23 protein-coding genes are annotated in these 26,797 nt (G+C 71.7%); 14 read left to right on the top strand and 9 right to left on the bottom strand.

The window, feature by feature from the left end; translation table 11 throughout:
• Positions 1-116: 116 nt before the first annotated feature.
• Entirely contained in the window at positions 117-1,490 is a 1,374-nt protein-coding gene (gene uxaC / locus ACGFIO_RS43280; RefSeq protein ID WP_392836869.1) for a glucuronate isomerase, read from the bottom strand.
• Between the two features lie 153 nt (positions 1,491-1,643).
• Here uxaC and ACGFIO_RS43275 point away from each other — a divergent pair, with 153 nt between their 5' ends.
• The 8 genes from ACGFIO_RS43275 to ACGFIO_RS43240 all read left to right on the top strand — a co-directional run bounded on the left by ACGFIO_RS43275 (position 1,644) and on the right by ACGFIO_RS43240 (position 9,606).
• The gene (locus tag ACGFIO_RS43275; RefSeq protein ID WP_392836867.1) at positions 1,644-2,975 is read left to right on the top strand and encodes an ABC transporter substrate-binding protein; all 1,332 of its coding nucleotides are present in this window, start codon (positions 1,644-1,646) and stop codon (positions 2,973-2,975) included.
• A 2-nt stretch (positions 2,976-2,977) separates the two neighbouring features.
• A complete protein-coding gene (locus ACGFIO_RS43270; protein ID WP_392836865.1) occupies positions 2,978-3,853 on the top strand; it encodes a carbohydrate ABC transporter permease in 876 nt (291 codons plus the stop codon).
• Positions 3,850-4,713 (top strand): carbohydrate ABC transporter permease, encoded by an 864-nt coding sequence (locus ACGFIO_RS43265; protein WP_392836863.1) that lies wholly within the window; start codon positions 3,850-3,852, stop codon positions 4,711-4,713. The genes ACGFIO_RS43270 and ACGFIO_RS43265 overlap by 4 nt, the downstream gene beginning before the upstream one ends.
• Positions 4,713-5,609: a Gfo/Idh/MocA family protein gene (locus tag ACGFIO_RS43260; RefSeq protein WP_392836861.1), complete on the top strand. Its 897-nt coding sequence runs from the start codon at positions 4,713-4,715 to the stop codon at positions 5,607-5,609. Before ACGFIO_RS43265 ends, ACGFIO_RS43260 begins: the two co-directional genes overlap by 1 nt.
• Positions 5,610-5,618: 9 nt before the next feature.
• Positions 5,619-6,446: a sugar phosphate isomerase/epimerase family protein gene (locus tag ACGFIO_RS43255; protein ID WP_392836859.1), complete on the top strand. Its 828-nt coding sequence runs from the start codon at positions 5,619-5,621 to the stop codon at positions 6,444-6,446.
• Positions 6,439-7,485, top strand: a complete 1,047-nt coding sequence (locus ACGFIO_RS43250) for a Gfo/Idh/MocA family protein (RefSeq protein ID WP_392836857.1) — start codon at positions 6,439-6,441, stop codon at positions 7,483-7,485. The genes ACGFIO_RS43255 and ACGFIO_RS43250 overlap by 8 nt, the downstream gene beginning before the upstream one ends.
• A 61-nt stretch (positions 7,486-7,546) precedes the next feature.
• Entirely contained in the window at positions 7,547-8,404 is an 858-nt protein-coding gene (locus tag ACGFIO_RS43245) for a sugar phosphate isomerase/epimerase family protein (protein ID WP_392836854.1), read from the top strand.
• The gene (locus ACGFIO_RS43240; RefSeq protein ID WP_392836852.1) at positions 8,401-9,606 is read left to right on the top strand and encodes a lactate racemase domain-containing protein; all 1,206 of its coding nucleotides are present in this window, start codon (positions 8,401-8,403) and stop codon (positions 9,604-9,606) included. Before ACGFIO_RS43245 ends, ACGFIO_RS43240 begins: the two co-directional genes overlap by 4 nt.
• Here ACGFIO_RS43240 and ACGFIO_RS43235 read toward each other — a convergent pair.
• Together ACGFIO_RS43235 and ACGFIO_RS43230 are read right to left on the bottom strand one after the other, a co-directional pair.
• A complete protein-coding gene (locus ACGFIO_RS43235; RefSeq protein WP_392836851.1) occupies positions 9,519-10,592 on the bottom strand; it encodes a LacI family DNA-binding transcriptional regulator in 1,074 nt (357 codons plus the stop codon). The two genes, ACGFIO_RS43240 and ACGFIO_RS43235, sit on opposite strands and share 88 nt — an antisense overlap.
• Positions 10,593-10,627: 35 nt before the next feature.
• Entirely contained in the window at positions 10,628-11,116 is a 489-nt protein-coding gene (locus tag ACGFIO_RS43230; protein ID WP_392836848.1) for a nuclear transport factor 2 family protein, read from the bottom strand.
• 64 nt (positions 11,117-11,180) lie between these two features.
• Here ACGFIO_RS43230 and ACGFIO_RS43225 point away from each other — a divergent pair, with 64 nt between their 5' ends.
• The 3 genes from ACGFIO_RS43225 to ACGFIO_RS43215 are packed head-to-tail and all read left to right on the top strand — an operon-like array spanning position 11,181 to position 15,444.
• A complete protein-coding gene (locus ACGFIO_RS43225; protein ID WP_392836846.1) occupies positions 11,181-11,786 on the top strand; it encodes a TetR family transcriptional regulator in 606 nt (201 codons plus the stop codon).
• Between the two features lie 3 nt (positions 11,787-11,789).
• Positions 11,790-12,275 (top strand): hypothetical protein, encoded by a 486-nt coding sequence (locus ACGFIO_RS43220; protein ID WP_392836844.1) that lies wholly within the window; start codon positions 11,790-11,792, stop codon positions 12,273-12,275.
• A 55-nt stretch (positions 12,276-12,330) separates the two neighbouring features.
• On the top strand, positions 12,331-15,444 hold the full coding sequence (locus ACGFIO_RS43215; RefSeq protein WP_392836841.1) for a BTAD domain-containing putative transcriptional regulator: 3,114 nt from the start codon (positions 12,331-12,333) through the stop codon (positions 15,442-15,444).
• Here the strand turns inward: ACGFIO_RS43215 and ACGFIO_RS43210 are convergent.
• From ACGFIO_RS43210 to mptB, 4 genes are all read right to left on the bottom strand, one after another.
• The gene (locus ACGFIO_RS43210) at positions 15,370-16,131 is read right to left on the bottom strand and encodes an ABC transporter permease (RefSeq protein ID WP_392836839.1); all 762 of its coding nucleotides are present in this window, start codon (positions 16,129-16,131) and stop codon (positions 15,370-15,372) included. The genes ACGFIO_RS43215 and ACGFIO_RS43210 overlap by 75 nt on opposite strands.
• Positions 16,128-17,060, bottom strand: a complete 933-nt coding sequence (locus ACGFIO_RS43205; protein ID WP_392836837.1) for an ATP-binding cassette domain-containing protein — start codon at positions 17,058-17,060, stop codon at positions 16,128-16,130. Before ACGFIO_RS43205 ends, ACGFIO_RS43210 begins: the two co-directional genes overlap by 4 nt.
• A 70-nt stretch (positions 17,061-17,130) precedes the next feature.
• The gene (locus ACGFIO_RS43200; RefSeq protein WP_392836834.1) at positions 17,131-18,267 is read right to left on the bottom strand and encodes a glycosyltransferase 87 family protein; all 1,137 of its coding nucleotides are present in this window, start codon (positions 18,265-18,267) and stop codon (positions 17,131-17,133) included.
• Positions 18,264-19,994 (bottom strand): polyprenol phosphomannose-dependent alpha 1,6 mannosyltransferase MptB, encoded by a 1,731-nt coding sequence (gene mptB / locus ACGFIO_RS43195; RefSeq protein WP_392836832.1) that lies wholly within the window; start codon positions 19,992-19,994, stop codon positions 18,264-18,266. Before mptB ends, ACGFIO_RS43200 begins: the two co-directional genes overlap by 4 nt.
• 49 nt (positions 19,995-20,043) lie before the next feature.
• On the opposite strand from mptB, the gene ACGFIO_RS43190 reads away from it, so the two are divergent.
• A complete protein-coding gene (locus ACGFIO_RS43190) occupies positions 20,044-21,576 on the top strand; it encodes a hypothetical protein (protein ID WP_392836829.1) in 1,533 nt (510 codons plus the stop codon).
• Here the strand turns inward: ACGFIO_RS43190 and ACGFIO_RS43185 are convergent.
• Together ACGFIO_RS43185 and ACGFIO_RS43180 are read right to left on the bottom strand one after the other, a co-directional pair.
• Positions 21,545-22,141 carry a dihydrofolate reductase family protein gene (locus tag ACGFIO_RS43185; protein ID WP_392836828.1) on the bottom strand — a complete coding sequence of 199 codons (597 nt, stop codon included), beginning with the start codon at positions 22,139-22,141 and terminating at the stop codon, positions 21,545-21,547. The genes ACGFIO_RS43190 and ACGFIO_RS43185 overlap by 32 nt on opposite strands.
• 16 nt (positions 22,142-22,157) lie before the next feature.
• The gene (locus tag ACGFIO_RS43180) at positions 22,158-22,976 is read right to left on the bottom strand and encodes a serine hydrolase (protein WP_392836826.1); all 819 of its coding nucleotides are present in this window, start codon (positions 22,974-22,976) and stop codon (positions 22,158-22,160) included.
• A gap of 80 nt (positions 22,977-23,056) precedes the next feature.
• Here ACGFIO_RS43180 and ACGFIO_RS43175 point away from each other — a divergent pair, with 80 nt between their 5' ends.
• Both ACGFIO_RS43175 and ACGFIO_RS43170 read left to right on the top strand, forming a co-directional pair.
• The gene (locus ACGFIO_RS43175) at positions 23,057-24,601 is read left to right on the top strand and encodes a trypsin-like peptidase domain-containing protein (protein ID WP_392836824.1); all 1,545 of its coding nucleotides are present in this window, start codon (positions 23,057-23,059) and stop codon (positions 24,599-24,601) included.
• Positions 24,589-26,796: a tetratricopeptide repeat protein gene (locus tag ACGFIO_RS43170; protein WP_392836822.1), complete on the top strand. Its 2,208-nt coding sequence runs from the start codon at positions 24,589-24,591 to the stop codon at positions 26,794-26,796. The genes ACGFIO_RS43175 and ACGFIO_RS43170 overlap by 13 nt, the downstream gene beginning before the upstream one ends.
• The last annotated feature ends 1 nt before the right edge of the window (position 26,797 follow it).

Here is a 26,797-nt window from a genome sequence, read left to right as displayed (position 1 = left end):
CACCGGGCGGGCCAGCGCCACCACCGGGCGGGCCAGCGCCACCACCGGGCGGGCCAGCGCCACCACCGGGCGGGCCAGCGCCACCACCGGGCGGGCCAGCGCCACCACCGGGCGGGTCAGGCGATTTTGAAGACTCGACGGGGCTGGTGGACGACCAGGTCGACGGCCAGGGTTTCGGCCTCGTCGAGGTCCAGGCGGTGGGCGGCTACCAGTTCGGCCAGGTGGCCGGCGTCGAGGCGGCGGGACATGTCGTGGCGGGCGGGGATCGAGCAGAAAGCTCTGGTGTCGTCGATGAAACCGGACAGCTTGCTGAAGCCGGCCGTCTCGGTCACCGCCTGCTGGAAGCGGCGGATCTCGGCGGGATTGTCCAGGTACCACCAGGGGGCGCCGGCGTAGACGGCCGGATAGAAGCCGGCCAAGGGGGCTATCTCGCGGCTGAAGACGTCGGGGTCGACGGTGAACAGGACCAGGTGGAAGCCGGGATGGGTGCCGAAGCGGTCCAGTATCGGCCGCAGTGATCGGGTGAACTCGACGGGCACGGGGATGTCGTGGCCGGTGTCGGGACCGTAGGCCTGGAAGGTCTCGGTGTGATGGTTGCGGAAGACGCCGGGATGCAAGGTCATCACCAGGCCGTCGTCGCAGGACATGCGGGCCATTTCGAAGATCATGTGGCGGCGGAAGGCGGTGGCCTCCGGTGGGGTGACCGTTGCGGAGAGGGCCGCACGGTAGATGCGGGTGGCCTCCTCGGTGGACAGAGGCTCGGCGCCCGCGTCCACGTGGCCGTGGTCGGCGGACACCGCGCCCTGAGCCACGAAATGGCGGCGGCGGGCGGCCAAAGCCTCCAGATAGCCCGGGTACGAACCGACGTCGCCGCCCAGTTCCTTGACGAACGACGGCCAGGCGGGGTGGCCTAGCTCCAGGTAACGATCGGGGCGGAAGGTCGGCGCCACCCGGGTCGGCAGGTCGCGGAGGGCGGCGTGGGCGGCCAGGTCGTCGGCGGGATCGTCGGTGGTGGCCAGGAAATCTATGCCGAAGCGGGACAGCAACGCCCGCGGGCGGTGGCTGGGGGCGCGCAGCAGGGTGTCGATCTGGTCGTACAGGGCGTCGGCGTTGCCGCCCGACGGGCGCTCGGTGATCTCGAAGATCGAGGACAGTTCGCTCTCGAACCAGTAGCGGACGGGCGTGCCGGCCAGCAGGTGCCAGTTGGCGCAGAACAGCCGCCACACAGCGCGCGGGTCGGCGTCGCCCAGCAGCGCCGACAGTGGCACCCCACCGGCGTGCAACAGCCTGGTCACGTAGTGGTCGGGCTTGATGAACAGCGCCGCCGGGTCGGGGAACGGATTGTCGTCGCGCAGCATCCGCGGGTCGACGTGCCCGTGCGGCGAGACGATCGGCAGCGCCGCGACCCGCTCGTAGAGGCGGCGGGCGATCGACCGGACGGCCGGATCGGTGGGCAGCAACCGGTCGGGGTGCGGTGCGAGAGCGGGCATGGCCCGAGCCTCCGGCCGTCCGAGAACGCACAGCAAGCGGTTGCCATTTGTTGCCATCGACGGCGTGGCAACAGTTGGCAACCGATTGCTAATTCGGAAACCAGCTCGTAACAGTGATGCAGGTCACTGCGGCGACAAGAGGAGTGCATAGCGATGCGTTACGGAAGAGCGACAGCGCTGGCCGGCGCCACTGTGCTGGTCGCCGCGCTGACGGCTTGCGGGGGCGGCGACGACGACGGGGGCGACGGCGACGCCGGCAAGACGCTGAACGTGTTGATCAGCGCCAATACCCAGTACCCGGAGGAGTTCCAGGCCTGGCAGAAGTCGATCAGCGACAAGTTCAAGGCGCAGACCGGCGCCGAGGTGAAGTTCGAGACGTTCGCGTCGGCCAACGACGAGCTGACCAAGATCCAGACCTCGGTGGTGTCCGGTTCCGGGCCCGACGTGTACGCCGTCGGCACCACGTTCACCCCGACCGCCTACTCGACCGGCGCGTTCGTGAAGCTGGGCGACGACGAGTGGAAGAAGATCGGCGGCAAGGAGAAGTTCGTGCCGGCGACCCTCGGCATCTCCGGCCCGGACGAGCAGAACCAGGTCGGCGTCCCGTGGGTGAGCCGGCCGTTCGTCATGGCGTACAACACCGAGCTGTTGAAGGCCGCGGGCATCGACAAACCGGCCGCCACCTGGGACGAGCTCACCGCCCAGGCCAAGCAGCTGACCACGGGCGACCAGTACGGCCTGGCCATCGCCTACAAGGACAACTTCGACCCGTGGAAGTTCGTCTGGGGCATGTCCATCCAGGCCGGTGACCCGCTGGTCGACGGCAAGACGGCCAAGCTGCAGGACCCGGCCGTGCAGAAGGCGTACCAGACCTACTTCGGCTGGCTGACCAACGACAAGGTGGTCGACCCGGCCGCCATCGGCTGGACCAACCCGCAGGCCGTGGCCGCTTTCGCCAAGGGCAAGACCGGCTATTTCGCGCTGACCACGGCGACCGCGATCAACTCGCTGGACCAGGGCGCGGTCAAGGGCAAGTGGGCGTTCACCCTGCTGCCGACCGTGCCGCCGGGCGCCACCAGCCGGCCCGGCAACGGCGTCGAGGCGGCCAGCATTCTCTCTGGTGACAACCTCCTGGTCGCCGACTACTCGAAGAACAAGGATCTGGCGTTCGAGTACGTCAAGCTGGTCACCGACCAGGACCAGCAGCTGGACTACTACAAGAAATTCGGCAACCTGCCGGCGAACGCCGCGGCGCTGCAGAGCCTGCAGTCCGACCCGAAGCTGGCCCCGCTGACCGAGGCGGCCAAGAAGTCGGTGGCGACGCCGTTCACCGGCGCCTGGGCCGATATCCAGCTGGCCCTGACCAACGTGGTCGTGCAGTCGCTGCCCGACCTGGCCAAGGGCCCGATCCCGGCGGCGACGCTGGACACGCGGATCGCCGACGCCCAGAAGAAGGCCCAGTCGTCCCTGGACCGGGCCAAGTAGAAATGGCATCCCAGAAGAAGGTGAGCGAGCGGCAGCGTCCGCTGTGGCTCCTCACCCCCGGCGGCCTGCTGATGACGCTGATCATCATCATCCCGCTGCTGCTGGCGCTGTGGATCTCGCTGATCGACCTGGACCAGTACACCCTGCGCCGCTGGATCGACGCCCCGTTCGTCGGCCTCGGCAACTTCGTCGAGTCGTTCGAGTCGGGGCTGCTGAAGTCGATCTGGATCAGCGTGTCGTTCGCGGTGTTGTCGACGGCGGTCACCGTGCCCATCGGGATCGCCGCGGCGCTGGTCACGCAGAACGCGTACAGGGGCCGGGGTCTGGTGCGGGCGGTCTTTCTCATCCCGTACGTGCTGCCGTCCTTCGTGGTGGCCTCGGTGTGGCGGACCATGCTCCAACCCGACGGCATCGTCAACAAGACCCTGGGCCTGGGCAGCACGCTGTGGCTGAGCGGCTCGAACTCGTACTGGACGCTGGTGCTGGTCGAGATCTGGGCCGCGTGGCCGTTCATCTATCTGATGGCGCTGGCCGCCCTGCAGTCGGTCGACCACGAGGTGCACGAGGCGTCGGCGGTCGACGGGGTGACCTGGTGGCCCAAGCTGACCCGGGTGATCCTGCCCTACCTGCGCGGCCCGGTCCTGCTCGCCTGCCTGCTGGCCACGCTCAATCACATCAACAACTTCACCCTGCCGTTCGTGCTGTTCGGGGCGCCCGCCCCGGACGACGTCAACGTGATGCCGATGCTCGTTTACGTGACCAGCTTCCAGAGCCTGCGGTTCGGGCTGAGCGCGGCCATGGCGGTGCTGTCGCTGAGCCTGATCGCGATCCCGCTCTACACGTATTTGCGAGCCGTCAGATTGGATGTGCACCAATGAGCGCCCAGGCCGAGGCGCAGCGGCTGCTCCCCCGCCCGCTGCTGGCCGTCCTCACCACGCTGCTGTGCCTGATGGTGCTGGTGCCGTTGCTCTACATCGTGCTGGCGTCGCTGAACACCGACGTCGGGGTGGCCGGCGGCGAGTTCTTCCCGAGCACGTTCACCGCGGCCAGCTATTCGAAGATCTGGACCACGGCGGATCTGTCCACCGGCATCGTCAACAGCCTGATCGTGTGCGCGGTGACCGCGGTGGCTTCCGCTCTGCTGGGTACGACGACCGCGTACGTCCTGGTCCGCTACACGTTCCTCGGCCGGTTGACGATCCTGCGGGGCCTGGTCGGACTGCAGAGCATCCCGGGCACGCTGATGCTGCTGCCGGTGTTCGTGCTGTTCTCGTCGGCCGGCAATTACCTCGGGTTGACGGTGATAGGCACGCGTTGGGGCCTGTTCGTCGCGTACCTCACCTTCGCCCTGCCCTTCTCCACCTGGGTGATGGTCACCTACCTGCGTGGCCTGCCCCGCGAGCTGGAGGAGGCGGCCCGCACCGAGGGCGCGTCGACGGTCACGATCCTGTGGCGGATCATCGTCCCGCTGAGCCTGCCGGCGATCGTCGTGTCCGGTATCTTCGCGTTCCTGCTGGGCTGGAACGACGTGCTCTTCGCCTCGGTGCTCACCCGCCCGGAGACGCACACGGCCGCGGTCGCGCTGCAGATCTTCGGCTCGGCCCAGGAGGGCGGCGCCCTGCCGGTGTATTCACAGATGATGGCCGCGGCCCTGATCTGCGCGGCGCCCGTGGTGATCCTCTACCTGCTGTTCCAGCGTTATCTGGTCGGCGGCCTGACCGCGGGAGGCGTCAAGTAGTGCTCAACGCCGTCGTCATCGGCACCGGCACGGTGTCGTCCGTGCACCTGGCCGCCATCGGCAAACTCCCCGGCGTCGAGCTCAAGGGCACCGCGACCTACGACTACCAGGGCCTTCTGGACGAGGTACGCCCGGACGTCGCGCACATCTGCACCCCGCACGACACGCACGCCGACATCACCCTCGCCTGCCTCGACCGCGGCATCAGCGTGCTGCTGGAGAAGCCGGTGGCGCACACCGTCGAGGCGGCCGAACGGATCGTCGCCGCCGCCGAGGGCAAGCGGGTGGGCGTCTGCTTCCAGAACCGCTACAACGCGTCGGCGCGGGCGGCCAAGAAGCTGATCACGCCGGGCAGCAGCGCCACCGCGACCGTGATGTGGCACCGGGACAGCGCCTACTTCGCGGCCGCGCCGTGGCGGGGCGAGAAGGCCCGCTCCGGTGGCGGCGTCCTGATCAACCAGGCGATCCACACGCTCGACCTGCTGGAGTGGTTCCTCGGCGACGTCACGGACATCCGCGGGCACGCCGGGCACTACGGCGACGTGGCGGGAATCGACGTCGAGGACACCGCCTCGGCCCGGCTCAGGCACGCCGGTGGCGGCGAGAGCGTCTTCTTCGCGACCACCACCAACGCCGTCGATGCCCCGGTCACCATCGAGGTCGTCACCCCCGACGCCACCCTGCTCGTCCGCGACGGCCTGACCATCACCCGCGACGGCCAGGTCGAGCGCGTCGAGGAACCCCGCCCGACGGGTGGGAAGAGTTACTGGGGCGCCTCGCACGAGCTGCTGATCGCCGACTTCTATCGCACCCTGCACGATCCCGAGCCGTTCTGGATCGGCCCGGCCGAGGCCACCAAGAGCCTGCGGCTGATCGACCAGCTCTACCGCCAGTAGGAGGGCCCTATGTGGACGTTGTCCGGCTTCGCCGACGAGATCTCGCCCGACCTCGACGAGCAGTGCGAGGTGGCGAGGGAGCTGGGTCTGAGATACATCGAGGTGCGCAGCGCCTGGGGGGTCAACATCCTCGACCTGGACGATGACCAGCTCGAGAGCATGAAGGAGACGCTGGCCGGGCACGGCATCAGGGTGTCGAGCATCGGTTCGCCGATCGGGAAGATCCACATCGACGACGACTTCCCGCCGCACCTGGAGCGGATGCGCCACGCCGCCGAGGTCGCGCACCTGCTCGGGGCCCCGTACATCCGAATCTTCTCGTTCTTCCAGACTCCGGGCAGCGACCCGGACCGGAAGCGGGCCGAGGTGATCGAAAGAATGCGGGCCCTGGCCCGGGTGGCCGAGGAGGCCGACCTGATCCTGCTGCACGAGAACGAGAAGGAGATCTACGGCGACATCCCGCGCCGATGCCTGGACATCGTGCGGTCGGTCGGTTCGCCGCACCTGCGCCTGGCCTGGGACCCGGCGAACTTCGTGCAGGTCGGCGTCAAGCCCTACACCGAGGGTTACGCCGTGCTGCGGCCGCACCTGGAGTACGTGCAGATCAAGGACGCTCTGCTCGCGGACGGCACGGTGGTGCCGGCCGGTGCGGGCGACGGCGAGGTGGCCCGCACCATGCGGGCGCTGCGCCACGACGGCTTCGACGGGTTCTTCTCGCTCGAACCACACCTGGCCGAGGGGCACGCCACCGGCGGGTTCTCCGGCCCGGACAACTTCCGCCGAGCCTGGCAGGCCTTCACCGGCCTGCTCACCGCCGAAGGGATCGAATATGCGTAGGTTCGCGCTGGCCGGCGCCGGGGTGATCGGCAAGCACCACGGCAAGGTGATCAGCCAGCTGGCCGACCGGATCGAGCTGGTGGCCGTCTGTGATGTTGTCAAGGAACGTGCCGAAAACCTAACCCTGGAACGTGGCGGAAGGCCTTACGGGAGCCTGACCGAAGCCTTACGGAGCGAGGACGTCGACGTCGTGGTCGTCTGCACGCCCACCGGCCTGCACGGCGAGCTGGCGATCGAGGCGCTCGAGGCGGGCAAGCACGTGATCGTCGAGAAGCCGGCGGAGATCACCGTCGAGAAGACCGATCAGATCATCAAAGCCCAGCAACGGGCCGGAACGCTTGTCACGGTCATCTCGCAGCACCGGTTCGACCCCTCGACCGAGCAGGTCATGGGCGCCATCGCGCGTGGCGAGCTGGGCCGGATCACCTCGGGCATCGCGTCGATCGACTGGTGGCGCGGGCAGAGCTACTACGACTCGGGCGACTGGCGCGGCACCTGGGAGCTGGACGGTGGAGGCGCGCTGATGAACCAGGGTGTCCACACGGTGGATCTGCTGGTGGCGGCGCTGGGACAACCGATCGAGGTGTTCGCGTACACCGGCACCCTGGCCCACCGGCGGATCGAGGTCGAGGACGTCGCCGCCGCGGTCGTGCGGTTCGAAGGCGGCGCGCTCGGGATGCTCCACGCGACCACCGCGGCCTACCCTGGGCTGAGCGCGCGGCTGCAGGTGCACGGCGACCGCGGCTCGGCTGTCATCGACGACGATCAGCTGGTTTTCTTCCAGGTCACGGCCGAGGGAGAAACCCCCGAGGAGCGCTTCATGGGTACGACTTCAGCCCGCGTCGCCCCGCCTCCCACGGCCGGCAGCGACCCGTCCCAGCTCTCCGACGCCCACGGGTCGCAGTACGAGAACTTCCTCGCCGCCCTCGACGGCGCCCAGGAGCTCCGGGTCGACCTGGCCACCAACCGCCGCTCGATCGGCGTGATCACCGGCGTCTACGAGTCGGCCCGCACCGGAAGGCCGGTGGCGTTGGCATGAGCGAGCGAAGCGAGTTCAGGCCCATCGCGGACCTTTCCTCCGGGATCCCGGGTGGCACAGCATGAGCAGGATCGCGGCCAACCCGATTCCGTACTGGTCCAAGGCCGGCAAGACCCGCGAGGTGTTCGAGGAGGCGTTCCGGGACTTTCAGGCCATCGGCTTCACCGCGACCAAGGCCGACGTCCCGGACGGCATGAGCGCGGCTGAGTATCGGGAATGGATCGGCGGGTTCGGCCTCTCCCCCGCGCTCAGCCTGTTCAACTCCGCGTTCGACGAGACCGTCGACATGGCTCAGGAGGTCGAGAAGGCCAAGCGTTTCGGCGCGCAGCAGGCCGAGCTCGGCCTGGATCGCACGATGGTGTCGTCGATGGCGCTGCCGGCCCGGATCGCCCGACCGGCCGTCGGGGCGGACTTCGACGCCGGGCGGCTGGACCGGGCCATCGACAACGTCGGCACGGTCTGCCGGGTTCTGCGTACCGAAGGCATCTGGCCCCTGCATCATTCGCATGTGGGTGGCGTCTTCGAGACCGAGGCGGAGATCACCAGGCTGCTCGACGACCTCGGTCCGGACGTCATCGGCGCCGGCCCCGACACCGGCCACCTGGCCTGGGCCGGGGTCGACCCGGCGGCGTTCGTCCGCCGCTACGCCGACCGGCTGGGCGGCATCCACATCAAGGACGTGTTCCCGGCGGAGGGCCGGCCGGGCGGAAGCTATCCGGAACAGGCGGCCACCAAACGGCTGTGGGCGGAGCCCGGCCTCGGCGTCGTCGACTTCCACGCCGTCCTCGACGCCATTCCCCACGACTACGACGGGGACTTCATGATCGAGGTGGACGAGCCGAGCGTCGAATCGAAGGCGGAATCGCACCTGATCTCGTACCAATGGGCCCGATCGTTCTTGAAAGGTCGCATCGAATGAGCCGTGTGGGCGGACCCGGGCGCGTGCTGACCGACGACGAAGTGATCAGCTTCGTGGCCGAGAGCCTGGCCGGGCTGGACGCGGACGGGCGCAGCGTGTGTGTGCTGGTGCCCGACGCCACCCGGGTCTGCCCCCTGCCGCTGCTCGTCGGGGCGGTGCACCGGGCGCTGCACGGACGCGTGTCCCGGCTGACCGTACTCGTCGCGCTCGGCACCCACCCCGCGATGACCGCCCTCGACGAGCACGTCGGCGGGCCCTATCCGGACACAGTGGTGATCAACCACGAGTGGTGGGACCCGGCGACCTTCGCCGACCTCGGCACGATCCCGTCCGGCCGGATCGAGGAGCTCTCCGCCGGACGGATGACCGGCGACGTGCGGGTGCGGCTCAACCGGGCCGTCGTCGACCACGACATCGCGCTGGTCGTCGGGCCGGTCCTGCCGCACGAGGTGGTCGGCATGTCCGGCGGGAACAAGTACTTCTTCCCGGGCGTGGCCGGCCAGGAGATCATCGACGTGTCGCACTGGCTGGGCGCGCTGATCACGTCGGCTGAGATCATCGGGACGACGGGTACGACCCCGGTGCGCGCGCTGATCGACGACGGCGCGGCCCTGATTCCGGCCGCCTGTCACGCCTTGAGCGTGGTGACCGCCCACGAGGGTGGCCTGCACTCGGTCTCGTTCGGTGACTGTGTCTCGTCCTGGGCGGACGCCGCCTCGGTCTCCGCCGCTACCCACGTCACCTACCTCGATCAGCCGGTCGACCGGGTCCTGTCGCTCGTACCGGAGATGTACGGCGAGATCTGGACCGGCGCCAAAGGCTTCTACAAGGTCGAGCCGGTGGTCGCCGACGGCGGCGAGGTCATCCTGTACGCCCCGCACATCCGCACCCTGGCCGACAGCCACCCGCAGATCTACGAGGTCGGCTACCACTGCCGCGACTACTTCACCGAACAGTGGGAACGGTTCTCGCACATCCACTGGGGCGTACTGGCGCACTCGACGCATCTGCGCGGCGCCGGGACCTGGTCGGCGGCCGACGGCGAGCGGCTGCGGGTGAACGTCACGCTGGCCACCTCGATCCCGCCCGACGTGTGCGCGGCGGTCAACCTCGGCTACCGCGACCCCGGCACGATCGACGTGGCCGGTTTCGACGGCCTGGTCGTGCCCCGGGCCGGCGAGATGCTGTTCCGGCTGCGCTGACCGGTGCTCTGCCGGACCACCAGCCGCATCGGCAGCACCAGCGGCGGTCCCTTCGGGACGGCGCCGCGGGCGATGGCGATGCAGTTCTGGACGCCGGTCAGGCCCATGCGATAGAGGGGCGAGGCCACCGTCGTCAGTTGCGGTTCGATCAGTTCGGCGTACGTGATGTCGTCGAAACCCACCACGCTGGCCTCCTCGGGCACCCGTACCTCGAGCTTGCGAAGCCCTTTGACGATGCCGATCGCGAGCTGATCGTTGTAGGCCATCACCGCCGTCGCCGCCAGCTGTGCGACCCGGCGCGCGGCGCTCAGCCCGGCCAGCACGGTGGGCTCGTTCGGCCCGACCCGGCGCGCCTCGATCCCCAGGTCGGCGACCGCGTCCCGCAGCGCCCGCCAGCGCACGCCGTCCGACCAGCTGGCGTCCGGCCCGCTCACGTACAGGATCCGGTCGTGGCCCAGCGCGGCCAGATGCTCCACGGCCAGCCGGATCCCCCGGTCGTTGTCGTTGAGCACGCACCTGGCCTCCGGGATCATCCGGTTGAGCAGCACCACCGCCTTCTGCTTGGCGACCATCCGTAGCGCCGAGTCGGTCATCCGCGAACTGGCGATCACGATGCCGTCGACCTGGGCCAGCTCGTGCTCGATGGTCTCCCGCTCGACCTCCGGCGACTCGTTGGTGTGGGTGAGGATCAGCTGGTAGCCGGCCTCCCGGGCGGCCTCGTAGGCGCCCTTGATGATGTCGCCGTAGAACGGGTTGGTGACGTCGGCGACGACCAGCCCGATCGCTTTGAGCCGTTCCCCGGCCGGCCGGGCGTGCGCCGGCGCGGCCCGATAGCCGAGCCGTTCCGCCGCCTCGAAGATCCGCTGGGCGGTGTCGGCGTGCACTCGCCCCGGCTTCGCGTAGGCACGAGAAACAGTGGAGGCGGCCACCCCCGCCTCCTGCGCCACGTCGTAGATGGTCGGGCGCCCCGGCATGGCGACAATCATGAACGCCATGCAACGCCCCGGCAACACCGCGGTGATCAGCTGGGTTTGATCGCGGCGGCGGCCGGGTTACCGGTGGACCAGCGCGAGCTGACCGTGTTGCGGCGGACCAGCCACTCGTGACCGTGGTCGCGTACGAGTTCCGTCTCGAACCGGTTGCCCAGCAACAGATGGTCCTGTGTCTCCACGGACGGACCCTGCCCGGCCCGATGGTGTTGCCCGATCAGGTAGCACGTCAGTTGAGCGGTGTCCCCGTCCACCCGGACGCGAATGTTGGACAACGCGTGGAAGGTGTCCATGGCCCGCCCCACGGTGGCCATCAGGGTCCGCACGACCACGTCACGTCCGGCGTAGGGCTCGAAGGCATGGATGCTGTGGTCGATCCCGGTCAGGTCGAACACCGCGTCCTCGGTGAACGCGGATCGCAGCAGTTCCTCGTTCGCGAAGTCGATGCCTTCGACCAGGCGCGTGACGGCGTCCACGATTCCGTCGCGGTCGGTGTAGTTGGTCGTTTCGGTCAGATTCATCGGTGATCCCCCAGGTAACCGTCGCCAACGTTGGCGTTGGTACAGACGCTAGTAGGCTGAGCCCATGGTCCGCAACGTCGAGCAGACGCAGCAGCGGCTCCGCGCCGCCGCGTACGCCGAGTTCGCGCAGCACGGCGTCGCCGGCACGACCGTGACGCGGATCGCCGACCGGGCCGGGGTCAACAAGGAACGTCTCTACGCCTACTTCGGCGACAAGGACGGACTGTTCGACGAGGTGCTCACCGAAGCGCTGGAAGAGCTGTCCCAGGCCGTAGCGCCCGAGGGCCTCCGGTTCGAGGACCTGGGCGAGTTCGCGGGTCGCACCTTCGACTACTACACCGAACACCCCGAGCTGGCCCGGCTCCTGCAGTGGGAGGGGCTGCGGGGTGCTCCGCCGGTGAGCGAGGAAAAGCGCAGAGCACACTACGACGTCAAGGTCGCCGCGACCGGTCGAGCTCAGCGCGACGGCCTCATCGACGATCAGATCGACCCCGGCTACCTCATGTTCATGGTCATCGGCCTGGCCGCCTGGTGGTTCGCCGTACCCCAGATGGCCGCCCTGCTGACCGGCAACGACGTGGACGCGGCGGGCGAACAGGCGCGGCGCCGGGCCTGTGTGGTCACGGCCGCCGAGCGACTGGTCGGCACCCACGCAGGCGGGGTCCGATAAGCCGTGCGGATCAACCGACGGCGGGCGGTGGCCGCGGTAGCCGGGCTGCTGGTGGTCGCCGGCCTGACGCTCGGAGCGGTCGCCCTGGTGCGCTATCGGGCCGCCGGCGTCGCGCATCCGATCGCCCCGCCCGAGGGCGCGGTCACCCCGGCCATGACCGACGACCAGCGGGCGGTCATCGACCGCGGCGTCATCGTCGCGCTCGGCCTGCGCAACGACCGGGGGGACGCGACAGTACGCAGCTACGAGCTGCCGGCCGGTTCCCCGTGGCTGCGGTCGCGACAGGTGGTGGCCACGCAACTCGATCACTGGGAGCAGATCGGCGACTGCGCCGACCGGCCCGAGGCCACGATCGTCGAGTGCGCCTGGCGGGAACCGACCCGCTGGTGGCCGCGCGAGGTCACGCTGACCATGCTGCGCCTGCCCGCGAAGGCCGGCGACACGTCCCGCCCCACCTTCGTGGTCATCGGTTCCGGCCTCGGCGAGTAGCCACCCACACCAGCGGTAGCGCGGGGCGGTGTGCGGGCAGGGCACAATCGTCGGCGTGGACATCGCGGTGCTCGGACCGCTCGAGGTGCGCGCCGACACCGGGGAAACGGTGCCGGTCGCGGGCCCGCGGCTGCGTACCCTCCTGATCGTCCTCGCCCTCGACGCCAACCGGGTGATCTCCGGCGACCGGCTCGTCGACGCGGTGTGGGGCGACGAGCCACCGGGCGCCGCCGCCAACGCGCTGCAGGCCCTGATCTCCCGCCTGCGCCGGACCGGGCTGACCATCGACTCCGCGCCGACCGGCTACCGGCTGGTCGTCGACCCCGAGCGGATCGACGCGATCCGGTTCACCCGGCTGGCCACGACCCGACCGGCCGAGGCCCTCGCGCTGTGGCGGGGCGACCTGGAGTTCCCCGAGTCGTCGCGGCCGGAGGCGACCGCGCTCACCGAGATGCGGCTGACCGCCCACCGGGCGGTGCTGGCCGAACAGGTCGACCGCGGCGCCGACGTGACGGCGGGGCTGACGGCGCTGCTCGCCGCGCATCCGCTCGACGAAGGCCTCGCGGGGCTGCTCATGCGGTCGCTCGCCGGTCACGGGCGACGCGGACGGGCCCTGCAGGTGTACGCCGACCTGCGGCGGCGGCTGGCCGACACGCTCGGCACCGATCCGTCCGCCGCGCTCAGCGACCTGCACCTGGCACTGCTGCGCGCCGACAGCGAACCGCGGGCCGGCGACCGGCCCAAGGGCAACCTGCCCGCCGCGGTCAGCAGCTTCGTCGGGCGGGCCGACGACGTCCGCGACATCCGGGCCCTGATCGACGCGCACCGGCTGGTCACGCTGACCGGGCCCGGTGGCAGCGGCAAGACCCGGCTGTCGGTCGAGGCGGCCTCCGGCGTGGGCGGCGAGGTGTGGCAGGTCGAGCTGGCGCCGCTGACCGACCCGGCCGAGATACCGCCGGCGATCCTCACCGCGCTACGGCTGCGCAGCGTCGTGCTGGTGGGCCGGCCCGGCAGCGGCACGATGGTCGCCGGGACGGTCGAGCCGCTGACCCGGCTCACCGACGCGCTGGCCGGGCGGAACCTGCTGATCCTGCTGGACAACTGCGAGCACCTGGTGGCCGACGTGGCCCGGGTGGCCGACACGATGCTGCGCGCCGCACCCGGGCTGCGGCTGCTGGCCACCAGCCGGGAACCGCTCGGCCTGCCGGGTGAGCGGCTACGGCCGGTGGGGCCGCTGGAACTGCCCCCGGACGACGCGACCCCGGAGGCGGCGGCCCGCTTCCCGGCCGTACGGCTGCTGCTCGACCGGGCCGGACCGGCCCTCACCCTGGACCCGGCGACGGCCCCGCCGGTCGGGCGGATCTGCCGCGCGCTGGACGGCATGCCGCTGGCCCTGGAACTGGCCGCCGCCCGGCTGCGGACCTTGCCGGCGGCGGTGCTGGCCGACCGGCTGACCGACCGGTTCCGGCTGCTCACCGGGGGCAGCCGGGCCGCGCTCCCCCGGCACCGGACGCTGCGGGCCATGGTCGACTGGAGCTGGGAACTGCTGTCCGAGCCGGAACGCGCGCTGTGGCGGCGATTCGCGGTATTCCACGGCGGCGCCGAGCTGACCGCGGCCGAGCGGGTCTGCGGCACCGACGTCGACGTGCTCGGCGCGCTGGTCGACAAGTCGCTGCTGGTGCTGCGGGGCGGGCGCTACCGGATGCTGGAGACGATCCGCGAGTACGGGCTGGAACGGCTGGCCGAGGCGGGCGAGGTCGAGTCGATGCGCCGCGCCCACGCCGCCCACTTCATCGAGCTGGCCGGCACGGCCGAGCCGCACCTGCGCAGCGCCGAGCAGCTGGAATGGCTGGCCATCCTGAACGCCGAACACGACAACCTGCACGCCGCCCTGCGCGACGCGGTCGACGCCGGAGACGCCGCGACCGCGTTCGCGCTGGCCGCCCGGCTCGGCTGGTACTGGTGGCTGAGCGGGCACCGGGCCGAGGGGGCGACGCTGGCCCGCGAGGTGCTGGTCCTGCCGGGCGAGGTGGACCGGGAGGACCGGGCCACCGCGTACGCCTTCGCCGCGATGAACGGCCTGGAGGGCGCCGCGCCGATGCCGGACGTACGCACCTGGTTCCGGGAGGCCGAACGGCTGGTCGCCGACGAGCCGGCCATCAACCCGGCGCTGCGGATGGTCGTCCCGATCAGCGCGATGTTCCAGTCCGCGGCCGAGAGCGAGGCGTTCGAGCGGCTGGCCGAGCTCTTCGACGCCGACGATCCGTGGCTGCGCGGGACGGCCCGGATGATGACCGGGCAGTTGATGCTGAACTTCGGGTTCAGCGCCGACCGGGCGATCGCGGAACTGCGTACCGCGCTGGAGATCTTCCGGTCGATCGGCGAACGGTGGGGCATCGGGTTCTCGCTCAGCCAGCTCGGCGACCTGGCCGCCGCCCAGGGCGACTTCGGGCAGGCGGTGATCTGGCAGCGGGAGGCGATCGCCCTGATCCGCGAGGTCGGCATCCGCGAGGACATCCCGCAGGTCCAGGTCAAGCTGGCCGCCCAGCTGTGGATGGCCGGCGAACGGGCCGAGGCCGGGCGGATGATCAGGGAGGCGCGGGCCTGCGCCGAGGAGATCGGCCTGGCCGAGGTGATGGGTTCGGTCGAGTACGCCTCGGCCACCCTGTCCCGGCTCGAGGGCGACCTGGACCAGGCCCGGCAGTGCGCCGACCGGGCCATGCGGCAGACCCCGCCGGGCGCGTTCGCACCCCAGTTCGCCGCGATCGCCAAGTGCGCCCGCGGCATGGTCGAGGCGGCCGCCGGTGACCTGCCGCTGGCCCGCCGGCAGCACACCGAGGCGATCGAACTGGCCGTACTGTCGAACGACCAGCCGGTAATGGCCACCGTCCTGCTCGGTGTGTCCGATCTGGTCCTCCGCGAAGGTGACGCGCGGCGCTCGGCGGTGCTGTTGGGCGCGGCCGACGGCATCCGCGGCTCGATCGACCGTTCCCAGCCCGATGTGGACCGGCTGACCGTCCAGGCCCGCGCCGCACTGGGCGACGCGGGCTTCGAGGCGGCGTACGCGGAGGGCCTGCGGTTGAAGATCGGTGATTTACACGCGGCGGCGGAAGGCCCAGACCGACAGCGGGGCGAAGACGACCAGGAAGCCGGCCGCCCAGAGCAGTGACTGGGTCACCGGACCGGCCACCTCGCCGCCGTTGAGCAGGCCGCGGGTGGCGTCGGCGAGCACGGTCACCGGGTTGACCCGCACCCAGGCCTGCAGCCAGCCCGGCATCGACGCCGTCGGCGCGAACGCGTTGCTGGCGAAGGTCAGCGGGAACAGCAGCGTGAATCCGAAGATCTGCACCTTCTCGGGGGCGCTGACCAGCATCGCCACCAGCACCGACAGCCACGAGACGCAGAAGCCGAAGAACAACAGCAGACCGAAGGCGGCGAGTACGTCCAACGGCCCGGAGCCGATCCGGAAGCCCAGGATCATGCCGACGACCAGCAGCAGCGCGATCGCCCAGGCCTGCTTGACCACGTCGGCGACGATCCGGCCGGCCAGCGGCGCGAACCGGGCGATCGGCAGCGAACGCAACCGGTCGAAGACGCCCTTGGTCAGGTCGGTGTTGAGGCCGACGCCGGTGTTCATGGTCGCGAAGAGCAGGTTCTGCACGATGATCCCGGCCAGGCCGAAGGTCAGGTAGTCGCCGGGCGAGCCGGCGATGGCGCCGCCGAAGACATAGGTGAACAGCAGCAGGAACATCACCGGCTGGATGCTGAAGTCCATCAGCTCGAACGGGTTGTGCTTGATCTGCACCAGCGTGCGCCAGGCCAGCGTGGCGGTGTTGCGGATGGCGAGGGTCGTCATCGCCCACCACCCGAGGTCAGGCTCATGAAGACCTCGTCCAGGCTGGGACTGCGCAGGGACAACTCGGCCACCAGCAGATTCTCGTCGTCGAGCCGCCGGACCAGGTGGGCCAGCGCGCCCGGGTCGGTGACCGGGCCGGTGACCAGGCCGGCCTTGCGCGTCACGGGTCCGGCGGCGACCGACTCGACGGCGGCGGCGACCTTCTCCAGCTCGTCGTCGACGGTCGGGCGTACGGTCACGGTCTGCGCGCCGGTGCGGGCCTTGAGCTGGTCGGCCGTGCCGGTGGCGATCACCCGGCCGTGGTCGATGACCACGATCTCGTCGGCCAGCTGGTCCGCCTCGTCCAGGTACTGCGTGGTCAGCAGCACCGTCACACCGTCGGCGACCAGGCCGCGGACGATCTCCCAGACCTCGTTGCGGCTGCGCGGGTCGAGCCCCGTGGTCGGCTCGTCCAGGTAGAGCAGGCGCGGGTTGCCGACCAGGCTGGCGGCCAGGTCGAGGCGGCGCCGCATGCCACCGGAGTACTTGCCGGCGGCCCGGTCGGCGGAGTCGCTCAGCCGGAAACGTTCGAGCAGTTCACGGGCCCGGGCCTTGGTGTCGCGGCGAGTCATACCGAGCAGGCGGCCGATCAGGATCAGGTTCTCGGCGCCGGTCAGGGTCTCGTCGACCGAGGCGTACTGTCCGGTCAGGCCGATCAGCCCGCGGACCTGGTGGGCCTGGCCGACCACGTCGTAGCCGCCGACCGTGGCGTGCCCCTCGTCCGGCCGCAGCAGGGTGGCGAGAACACGGACCGCGGTGGTCTTGCCGGCGCCGTTCGGGCCGAGCAGCCCGAGCACGGTGCCGGTGCGGACCGCGAGGTCGACGCCGGCCAGGGCAGTGGTCGCGCCGAAGCGTTTGACCAGCCCTTCCGCGACGATCGCGTGAGTCATGGTGCTTCTCCCTCGTGAGTTTGTCGGGAGAAGCGTGCGCGGCGCCGCTGACACGGCGCTGACACGATGATCAGCGCCGTGTCAGCGGGCTTTCCGGCGGGCGAACCGAAGGCGTCCAGATGAGGAGGGCGGCCGCGAAATAGACGTACAGGTTGCTGCCGATCAGCTCGAGGGGCGGGCGGGGCGGGTTCTCCCACAGCCACAGCAGGCGCGAGCTGAGCACGAGGTAGGCGGCCCCCACGAGCCAGGTGGTCCTGGTCCTCCGCAGGCCGAGCAGCATGGCCGGCAGCAGCCAGACGCAGTGGTGCACCCAGGTGACCGGGCTGATCAGGCAGCTCAGGACGCCGGTCAGGGCCAGGCCACCGACGATGTCGGCCTTCCGTACGCGCCACACCCAGATCCCCAGGGCGACCAGGATCAAGATCATCCAGAGGTACGAGGCCTCGAACGGCAGCCGCGCCACCAGCCCCCGCAGCGACTGATTGGACACGTAGGACAGATCACCGACCCGATCGGTGTCCCACAGTGCCGCCGTCCAGAACTCCCGCGACTGATCCGGAAAGATCGCCGCGGCCACCAGGGTCGCCGTCACGGCCGTACCCATCGCTGTGAAGGCCGCCCGCCACCGGCGCGTGACCAGCAGATAGACAATGAACACCCCCGGCGTCAGCTTGATCGCCGTGGCCAGCCCCACCCCCACACCGGCCCAGCGCCGCCCCTTGCTCAGCCCGAACAGCAGATCCGCGGCCACGATCACCAACAGCAGCACATTGATCTGCCCGAGCGTGACCGTCTCCCGCACCGGCTCGAACACCAGCGCCAGCAGCACCGCCGCCGCGAGCCCGAACCACCCCAACCGCGGCGCCAGGCCGTGTTTCGCAGTCCAGCCGGACTGCGAAACACGGCCTAGCCACCGCACCACCAGTGCCGTCCCCACCACCGTGGCGACGGTCACGCCGACCAGCACCACCGGGAACGGCAGCACCGCCATCGGCGCCATCACCAGCCCCGCGAACGGCGGATAGGTGAACCCGTAGGGCGAGTTCAGCCGCAGGAAGTCGTAGACCATCCCGCCGTCGCGGAACCAGTAGTGGATCGCGCCGTAGTACACCCGCGCGTCGAACCAGGTGTTGCGCCGCTCGTTGAGCCACAGCGCGACCACGGCGACCACCGCCAGGCCGGCGACGATCGCGATCCGCTTCCTCACGCCCGGCGCCTCCGCACCGCGTACCCGATGACCCCGATCACGACCGCTGTCATCGCGATCGCCCCCTGTGCCTTGGTCGCCAGCGCCAGGTTGTAGCCGTCCGGCAGGCACAACACCGAGGCCACCGCACAGGGCACGACCAGCCACAACGTGTCCCGCCGGAGGGTCGCCGCCAGCACCGCCAGCGGCCACGTCAGATACCAGGGATGAAACACCGGCGCCAGCGCGACCGTCGCCGCCATCGCCACCGCGGCCGCTTTGCTCTGCGTACCAAGAGTCGCCTCTAGTCGCGAGTCACCGGAATCAGCCCCGTCTGCCTGCGCGATGTCAGCCGCGGAAGCGCGTGAAGATCTTTTCCAGCTCTGCGTACCAACAGGCGCCGCTAGTCGCGAGCCACCGTCGCCGACCTCGCTGACCTGCGGACTGTCGCTCGACGCGGGTTGCGGGCGGAGGGGGCGACTATTGGTACGCAGAGCAAAGCGGCAAAAAAGGACCACCAGGAGGACGGCCAGGGCGGCCAGGCCGAGGAGGCGGGTCACAGTGATCGCGGCGTCACCGGCGCCGAACAGGGCGGCGGTCATGCCGACGGCGGTGGGCGGGGACGTCCACTGGACCGAGACGCCGCTGCCGGAGAGGGCGGTCACCCAGCCGAAGCCCAGGCCGGATGCGAGCGACACCACGCCCAGGGAGGCCAGGGCGCCCGGCAGGACGAGCCAGTTGCGGCGCAGCGGGAGCATGGCGAACGGCAGCACGACCAGGGCGGTTGCCTTCACGCCGCCGGCCAGGCCGATCAGAGCGCCGGCGGCGATCAGCCCGGTCGCGCGGGGGTAGGAGGCGGGGGCGAGCCAGGCCCGGCGCGGGCCGGCGGCCGAGGCGAGCCAGGCCGGGGCGAGCCAGGCCGGGGCGAGTCGGCCCAGGGTTAACCGGGGCGAGCGCGGGCCGGCGGCCGGGGCGAGCCGGCCCAGGGTTAACCGGGGCGAGCGCGGGCGGGCGGCCGGGGACGGGGACGGGGTGGTCGGGAGGTGGTCGGCGGCGGCCAGGGCCAGGCCTGCGGTCAGGAGGCCGACCATCACGGCGTCGTTGTGGGCGCCGGAGATGAGGTGGATGGGGACCAGCGGGCAGGCGACGGCCAGCCAGACGGCGCGGGCCGGGTCGACGGCGTGGCGGCGGGCCAGGACGGGCACGCAGACGGCGATCAGAACCACGCCGAGGACGGCGGTCAGGCGGAGCAGGGCGATCACGCCGGTCAGGGAGCCGCCGGTCAGCGCGGCCAGGGCGGCCAGGAGCAGGAAGACGGGGCCGTAGGGGGCGGGGGCGTCGCGCCAGGTGGGTGCGACGGCGTCGAGCCAGGGGCACTGGTACGCGGCCACGCCGGCCGCGTAGGGATCGTGGCCGGCGGCCAAGGCCCAGCCCTGGCAGGCGTACGAGTAGACGTCGTAGCTGCCCAGTGGCAGGACGAAGAGCAGGGGGAGGGCCCACAGGGCGGCCGTCACGTAGGCCCAGCGCAGGGACGGCACCCGGCGGCGGCCGAGCCACCAGGCGGTCACCAGCAGGAGCGTGCCGGCCAGCCAGGCGGCGGGGGTGAGCCAGCCGTCGACGCCGGACAGGATCGTGCGGGCTGTCATCGTCGGCGACCACGAAGCGTCAGCGCCGTGGCGGGCGGCGGCCAGGGCGAGCAGGAGGCTTCCGGCCAGGCCCCCGTAGCGGATGGTCGCGGGGCCGGGCATGGCGGCCACCCTACCGTGACGGCGCGCGACCACCGGTAGGGTCGGCGGCGTGTGGGCGCGGCGTCGGCTGGAGTGGGTGACGGCCGGGTGGGCGGTGGCGCTCGCGGCGGCCTATCTGGTGCTGCCGCGGATGGGTTCGGACCTGTCGGCGCAGGTGGCGAGGGCCGGGTTCTTCGCTGGGCACGGCTGGGCGCCGGTCGACCTGCGCTGGTACGGCGGGGTCAACCAGCTCGGCTACAGCCTGGTGTCGCAGCCGGTGATGGCCACCCTGGGTGTCCGGGTGACGGGGGCGCTGGCCCTGGTCGGCACCGCGGTGCTGCTGGCCGTGCTGCTCCGGCGGGTGGACGCGCCGCGCCGGTGGCCGGCCGCGCTGATCGGGGCGGCGTGCGTGGCCGGCAACCTCGTGTCGGGACGGGTCACGTACGGCCTGGGGGTGTGCTTCGGGGTCGGGGCGCTGGTGCTGCTCACGTACCGGAGGATGGTCTGGCTGGCCGCGCCCCTGGCCCTGCTCGCCGCCGCGACCTCCCCGGTCGCCGGGCTCTTCGCGGGGCTGGCCGGCGCGGCGCTGCTGCTGGCCGGGCGGGTCCGGGACGGGCTGCTGGTGGCCGTGCCGGCGGCGGTTCCGGTGGGGGCGGCGGCGCTGCTGTTCGGCGACGGCGGCTGGATGAACATCAGCCTGCAGGACATGATCCGGTCGGTCGGCGTCAGCCTGCTGGTGGCCGTGCTGGCCACCCCGCGGGCGGTGCGGATCGGCGCGGCCCTGTCGGCGGCGGGGGTGCTGACGGCGTGGCTCGTCCACACGCCGGTCGGGTTGAACGCCACCCGGCTGGTGACCATGTTCGCGCTGCCGGTGCTGGCCGCGTACGCGCGGGGGCCCAGGTGGCTGGCGCCGCCGGTGCTGGTGGCGGTGTGCGTGGCACTGTCCCCGGTGGTGGTCGGCGACGTGCGCGACATCGGCAACCCGGCGTCGGATCCGGCGTACTTCCGGCCGCTGCGCGATCGGCTGGCCACGTTGCCGGTGACCGGGCGGGTGGAGGTACCGCCGACCCGCGACTACTGGGAGGCGGCATACCTGGGTGATCTGCCCCTGGCCCGGGGCTGGCTCCGGCAGGCCGACATCGACCGCAACCCGCTGTTCTTCACGACAGTGCCGGGTGCGCCGGGTACGGGTGTGCCGCTGACCGCCGCCAGCTACCGCACCTGGCTGAACGAGACCTCGGTGCAGTACGTCGCCGTGCCGGACACCGAGCCGTCGTGGCCGGGGCGGGCCGAGGCGGCGCTGATCGACGACGGCCTGCCCTACCTGTCGCAGATCTGGGCCGACGCGCACTGGCGGCTGTACGCGGTCGAGGACGCGCAGCCGGTCGTGGCGCCACCGGCGATGGCCGTCGTGCAGGACGGCGCGTCGCTGACCTTCGACGCACCGATCGCCGGTGACGTGATGATCCGGGTGCGGTATTACCGCTGGCTGCGCGTCGAGCCCGCCGCCGTGACCGAGCCGGCCGGGGTGTGGACCCGCGTCCGGGTGCCCGCCCCCGGTCGTTACCGGCTCACTTCCGCACTGCGTACGTCAGGTGCATGACGCCGGAACCACGCACCACCTTGACCGGACCGTCGAGCTGGACCGGCTTGATCCCCAGGCTCGGGAAGTACGGCGTGCCCGCACCGAGCAGCACCGGCGCCAGGTCGACGTGGACCTCGTCGAGCAGCCCGGCGTCCAGTGCCTGACGGGCCATCTCGCCGCCGTTGACGCCGACGTTCCTGTCCCCGGCGATCTCCTGGGCCGTGGCGACGGCCGCCTCGATGCCCTCGGTGACGAAGACGAAGTTGTCGTCGGCGGCGGGCCGGTCCTCGGGCGGCCGGTGGGTGAGCACGACGACGGGCACGTCCAGCGGGTGCCGGCCGCCCCAGCCGTTGGTCAGGTCGTAGAGGTGCCGGCCGACGACCAGCGACCCGAGGGCGCCGTTCCACTCGTCGAGGTGGTCCTTGCTGGCCGGCGTGACCCGCATGGTCAGCCCCGGCATCGCGGTCGTGATCTCGACGTCGCCGTTGTCGTACCACTGGAACAGCAGGTCGAAGCCGCTGTCGCCGGGGCCGGCGATGTACCCGTCGATCGACATCGTGGCGCCCGTGGCAACCTTGCCCATCGTTCTCAACTCCTCATCAGGTGTCCGACACCCGGTGGTCGGAGCCGCCGGCGGGTTCTCGACACAGGGCCGCGCCGATTTCCCGCATCCCCGCCAGGACGGCCCCGGTGCGGTCCCGGGCCGGATCCCAGTTGGCCAGGACGGCGTACGCCAGCGGGCGGTCGCCGCGCAGATAGCCGACGTCGGCGCGGATGCCGTCGTCGGTGCCGGTCTTGTTGCGCAGCGGTGCGTCGAGGTGGGCCAGCGGGTCGAGGTGGAACGCCGACGCGACCATGGACAGGTCGGTGTTCAGGGCCAGCCAGCCGTCGACCCGCGCGGACACCGCCGGGGAGATCAGCCGGCCGCGGGCCAACCGGAGCATCAGCGCCGCCAGCTCGCGGGCCGAACCGGTGGACAGCTTGGTGTGCACCCCGGGCGGCTGGATGCCGACCAGCCGGTTCAGTGCGGTCTGTTCCAGCCCGAGTGTGCCGGTGAGCGCGCCGACGGCCTCGATACCGATCCGCCGGAGCAGCACGTTGGTGGCGTAGTTGTCGCTCTCGGCCCCGATCAGCGCGGCCACGTCGGCCAGCGGCAGCACGTCCACGCTGAGGTGCTGCCACAGGCCGGAGTCGGCCACCGCGACCGCCGGGTCCCGCCGCAGCGGCTCCCCCGGGTCGAGGGTGCCCTCGGCGATCCGCCGGGCCGTCTCGGCCAGCAGCAGGATCTTGCCGATGCTGGCGGTGGACAGCCGGCGGCCGGGGTCGTGCGCCGCCACCGTCCGCCCGGTGACCGCGATCGACCAGGTGACGTCGGGAGTCGCAGTGACCACGTCGGACACCACGGTGGAGATCGTCATGGCCCCTATCTCACCCGACGGTGACCGGATGCTGTCACGCGGGGACACCGTGTCCATCGACGCGGGCGTATGGTGCCCGGATGGGGGGCGTTCCGGAGCTGCAGCCGTGGATGGTGCGCCTCCTCGGCCGCTCCGGTGCGGTCGCCGGCGCCGGGCTGCTCGTCACCGAGCGGCAGGTGCTGACCTGCGCGCACGTGGTCCACGACGGCGCCTTGGCCGAATTCGCCGACTCGGCCGGTGAGCCGCCGATCACGACCCGGATCCTCTCCGACGCGTACGTACCGCTCACCGACTCGCAGCGCGGTGACCTCGCGCTGGTCGAGCTGGACCAGCCGCAACCCCGGCGGGACACGGCCATGCTGCGGCGGTTCCCGCTGGGTTCGGTGTCCACCTTCCGCGCGTACGGGTTCCCGCCCGACAACGTGACCGGGGTGTGGGCGATGACCACCCTGGTCGGCGAGGCCGGACCGGGCGGCGAGTGGATCCAGCTGACCCAGGCCGGCGGCGGCGCGGTACGGCGGGGGTTCAGCGGCTCCGGCGTGCTGGCCCACCCCTACGGCCGGGTGGTCGGCATGATGGTCGCCGCGCATCAGGCCGACGAGCAGTCGTTCATGATCCCGGCCGCGACCATCCACCGCTACCTGGGCGACCAGCCGTGGATCAGCGGGCCCTCGGCCATCCCGCCCGAGTTGTCCGCCCGGCCGCTCCCCCGCCGCCCCGACCAGCGCGCGGTCGACGAGATCGGCCAGGTCATCCGCGGCCTGGCCGGCGACAACCTGCGGGTGGTGGTGGTCGGCCCGGACGACTCCGACCGGTCGGCCGCGCTGCACCAGGCGGTCCGCGACAACGTCGGCTTTCTCGGCGGCATCGACCTGATGGTGGACTGCGCCGGACTGGGCGCCGAGCGGATCCTGGCGCGGATCGCCGACCGGGCCGCGGTCGAGCCGGGCGAGCTCACCGGCGACCGGGCGCCCGTGATGGTCGTCGTCCTGCACCGGGTCGACCTGGCCGTCGACCCGCACCGGCGGCTGCCCGGCGTGATCGAGCGGCTGAGCGAACGGCACCACCTGCTGACCACGTTCGCGTCCGAGGAGTCGGCCATGCTGACCTCGTTGCAGTCGCTCGAGGGGCGGTCGTCGCGCCGGTCACGGGCCGGCGGCGAGCTCGACGCCACCCGCGACCGGCTGGTCCGGGCCGAGCTGGCCGAGCGGTCGGCGGCCGGCCTGCACCGGCGGGCCCGGCTGGCCGTCGTGGACCCGCCCACGGCTCCGGCGGCGGCGGCCGATCTGCGGGCCCGGTTCACCGCGCTGGAGGCGGCGGCCGGTGACGGCAAGGACATCCGGGGCGCGGCCGGGGCTCTGCGGCGGGCGGCCGAGGTGGCGGCCGGTGAGGCGCTGGGCGTACGGGACCGGCTGGACGCGTTGCTGTCCCGGCACACCCGGCTGCGCGGGCGGCTGACCGCGTACCGGCAGCTGGCCGCCGAGTACGGCTGCGCCAAGGATCCGGCGGTGACGGCGCGATACCGGCTGGCGTACGGGTTGCTGCACGACGCCCCGGTCGATCTGGACGACGCGGAGGGCGCGGTGGACGACTTCGCCGGGGAGGTGCGCAAGTGGCGGCGGTGAGGTGCGTCCGGCCCGGCTGTCCCGGCGGGTTCATCGACGACACCGGGTACTGCACCGGGTGCTGGCGGCCACCGGAGCGGGCTGAGTCCGTACCCACCGATGTGGAGAAGCCGGCGCCCACGCCCGGCCCGCAGCCGTGCGGCGCGGCGTGCACCCGCGCCGGCGATCCCCCGACCGATTTCTTCGACGTGGCCGCCGGGCTGGTCCAGCTGCCCGTGCTCGGCGGCAGCGACCCCGGCGACCGGCTGATGGACGAGAAGAGGCTGACCAGTTCGCCCCGGCAGTGCGGCCGGGACCGCTGCACCGGCCTGATCGGGGTGAGCAGCAAGCTCGACCCGTCCGGCCTGACCGGCGTCTGCGCGAGGTGCGGGAAGCCGTATTCGTTCCGCCCGCGGCTGCACGCCGGTGACGTGGTGGCCGAGCAGTACCGCGTTCTCGGCCCGCTGGCCCAGTCCGGCTTCGGCTGGGTCTACCTGGCCCGCGACGAGCACCTGGACGACAACTACGTCGTCCTCAAAGGACTTATCAACCCGGACGACGACCGGGCCGCCGACATGGCCGTCCGGGAACGGCAGTACCTGACCCGGCTCAACCACCCGAACATCGTCGGCATCTACAACGCGGTCACGCACGGCGGCGCGGCCTACATCGTCATGGAGTACATCGACGGGCCGTCCCTGGAGGAGGTACGCCGCACCGCCGGCCGCTGCGGCCGGGACTGCGGGACGCTGCCGCTGGAACACATCCTCGGCATCGGCCACGAGATCCTGGCCGCGATCGGCTACCTGCACGGGCAGGGCCTGCTCTACTGCGACATGAAGCCGGCCAACGTGATGCGGGGCACCGACCGGATCACGGTGATCGACCTCGGTGGCATGAGCGAGATCGCCGCCCACGACCGGCACCCGGTCGGCACCCACCAGTATCAGGCGCCCGCGGCGGAGATCCGGGACGGTGGCGCCTCGGTCAAGACCGACATCTTCACCATCGGGCGTACGCTCCACGAGCTGTACGAGCACGCCGTCCGCGACCGTGACGAGGTTCCCGCGGTCGCCACCGGGTCGTTCCGGCAGCTGGTCGCCCGGGCCACCGCGCCGGCCCCGCTGCGCCGCTTCGCCGACGCCGGTGAGATGTCCGAGCAGCTCACCGGCGTGCTGCGTGAGCTGCTGGCGTTGCGTGGCGGCGTCGAGCACGCCGCCACCTCGACCCTGTTCGCCCCGACGGCCGAGGTGATCGACGGCGGCTTCGGCTCGGTGCCGTCGCTGGGCCGGTGGACGGCGACCGCGCTGCCGGCCTCGGTGCACGCCCCGCCGCCGTTGCGGTCGGTGGCGCTGGGGTTGCCGATCCCGCGTACCGACCCGGCCGACGTGGCCGCCCGCTACCTCGGCGGCGGCGTCCGGCACGACCCGCGTGACCTGCTCGCCCGGCTCGACTCCGACCCCGAGCAGAAGTCGGCCGAGCTGCTCCTGCGCGGCTGCCGGGCGCACATCGAGCTGGGCGACAGCGAGTCCGCGAGCAACTGCCTGGCCGCCGCCGAGGAGTTGCTCGGCGAGACGGCGGGCGAGTGGCGGCTGTCGTGGTATCTCGGGTTGCTGGCGTTCGCCGACGGCCATGTCGACGCGGCGGCCAACGAGTTCGCGTCGGTCCGCGACTTCTGGCCCGGTGAGGTGGCGCCCAAGCTGGCCCTGGCCCTGTGCCAGGAACGAACCGGCGGCGACGCCGAGGAATTGTTCACCGCGGTCTGGCGGCGGGACCGTTCGCACACCAGTGCCGCGTTCGGGCTGGCCCGGCTGCGGCTGCGGGCCGGTGACCGGGCCGGCGCGGCGGCCTTCCTGGACCAGGTGCCGTTGATGTCGCCGCACCGGGACGCCGCCCGGATCGCCGCCGCCCGGGCCTGGGCCGAGTCGATACCGGCCCGGCCGGAAGCGGCCGACGTGGCCGAGGCGGCCCGGCGGCTGCCCGCCCTGCGGCTGGACGGCGGCGCGCCGGAAGGCGAGGCGCGGCGCCGGTTGCGGGCGCTGATCCGGCAGGCCGAGGCCGAGGCGGGACCGGCCGACGACCGGGCCGCCGCCACCGCGCTGGAACTGTCGTACCGCGAACTGGCCGCCCAGGCCCGCACCGCGACCGACCACGAGATCCTGACCGACCTGGCCAACCGGGTCCGTCCCCGGACCCTGCTCACCTGGTGGCGGTGAA

Source organism: Actinoplanes sp. NPDC049265 (assembly GCF_043197135.1).
Taxonomy (GTDB): Bacteria; Actinomycetota; Actinomycetes; order Mycobacteriales; family Micromonosporaceae; genus Actinoplanes.
Note: the sequence above shows the minus strand (reverse complement) of the source record. Positions and strands in the feature narration are given on the sequence as shown.

What these genes read in the sequence shown, in the direction of transcription:
- uxaC (WP_392836869.1), bottom strand. Translation starts at nt 1,490, where the DNA reads ATGCCCGCTCTCGCACCGCACCCCGACCGGTTGCTGCCCACCGATCCG.
- ACGFIO_RS43275 (WP_392836867.1), top strand. Translation starts at nt 1,644, where the DNA reads ATGCGTTACGGAAGAGCGACAGCGCTGGCCGGCGCCACTGTGCTGGTC.
- ACGFIO_RS43270 (WP_392836865.1), top strand. Translation starts at nt 2,978, where the DNA reads ATGGCATCCCAGAAGAAGGTGAGCGAGCGGCAGCGTCCGCTGTGGCTC.
- ACGFIO_RS43265 (WP_392836863.1), top strand. Translation starts at nt 3,850, where the DNA reads ATGAGCGCCCAGGCCGAGGCGCAGCGGCTGCTCCCCCGCCCGCTGCTG.
- ACGFIO_RS43255 (WP_392836859.1), top strand. Translation starts at nt 5,619, where the DNA reads ATGTGGACGTTGTCCGGCTTCGCCGACGAGATCTCGCCCGACCTCGAC.
- ACGFIO_RS43250 (WP_392836857.1), top strand. Translation starts at nt 6,439, where the DNA reads ATGCGTAGGTTCGCGCTGGCCGGCGCCGGGGTGATCGGCAAGCACCAC.
- ACGFIO_RS43245 (WP_392836854.1), top strand. Translation starts at nt 7,547, where the DNA reads ATGAGCAGGATCGCGGCCAACCCGATTCCGTACTGGTCCAAGGCCGGC.
- ACGFIO_RS43240 (WP_392836852.1), top strand. Translation starts at nt 8,401, where the DNA reads ATGAGCCGTGTGGGCGGACCCGGGCGCGTGCTGACCGACGACGAAGTG.
- ACGFIO_RS43235 (WP_392836851.1), bottom strand. Translation starts at nt 10,592, where the DNA reads ATGATTGTCGCCATGCCGGGGCGCCCGACCATCTACGACGTGGCGCAG.
- ACGFIO_RS43230 (WP_392836848.1), bottom strand. Translation starts at nt 11,116, where the DNA reads ATGAATCTGACCGAAACGACCAACTACACCGACCGCGACGGAATCGTG.
- ACGFIO_RS43225 (WP_392836846.1), top strand. Translation starts at nt 11,181, where the DNA reads ATGGTCCGCAACGTCGAGCAGACGCAGCAGCGGCTCCGCGCCGCCGCG.
- ACGFIO_RS43210 (WP_392836839.1), bottom strand. Translation starts at nt 16,131, where the DNA reads ATGACGACCCTCGCCATCCGCAACACCGCCACGCTGGCCTGGCGCACG.
- ACGFIO_RS43205 (WP_392836837.1), bottom strand. Translation starts at nt 17,060, where the DNA reads ATGACTCACGCGATCGTCGCGGAAGGGCTGGTCAAACGCTTCGGCGCG.
- mptB (WP_392836832.1), bottom strand. Translation starts at nt 19,994, where the DNA reads ATGCCCGGCCCCGCGACCATCCGCTACGGGGGCCTGGCCGGAAGCCTC.
- ACGFIO_RS43185 (WP_392836828.1), bottom strand. Translation starts at nt 22,141, where the DNA reads ATGGGCAAGGTTGCCACGGGCGCCACGATGTCGATCGACGGGTACATC.
- ACGFIO_RS43180 (WP_392836826.1), bottom strand. Translation starts at nt 22,976, where the DNA reads ATGACGATCTCCACCGTGGTGTCCGACGTGGTCACTGCGACTCCCGAC.
- ACGFIO_RS43175 (WP_392836824.1), top strand. Translation starts at nt 23,057, where the DNA reads ATGGGGGGCGTTCCGGAGCTGCAGCCGTGGATGGTGCGCCTCCTCGGC.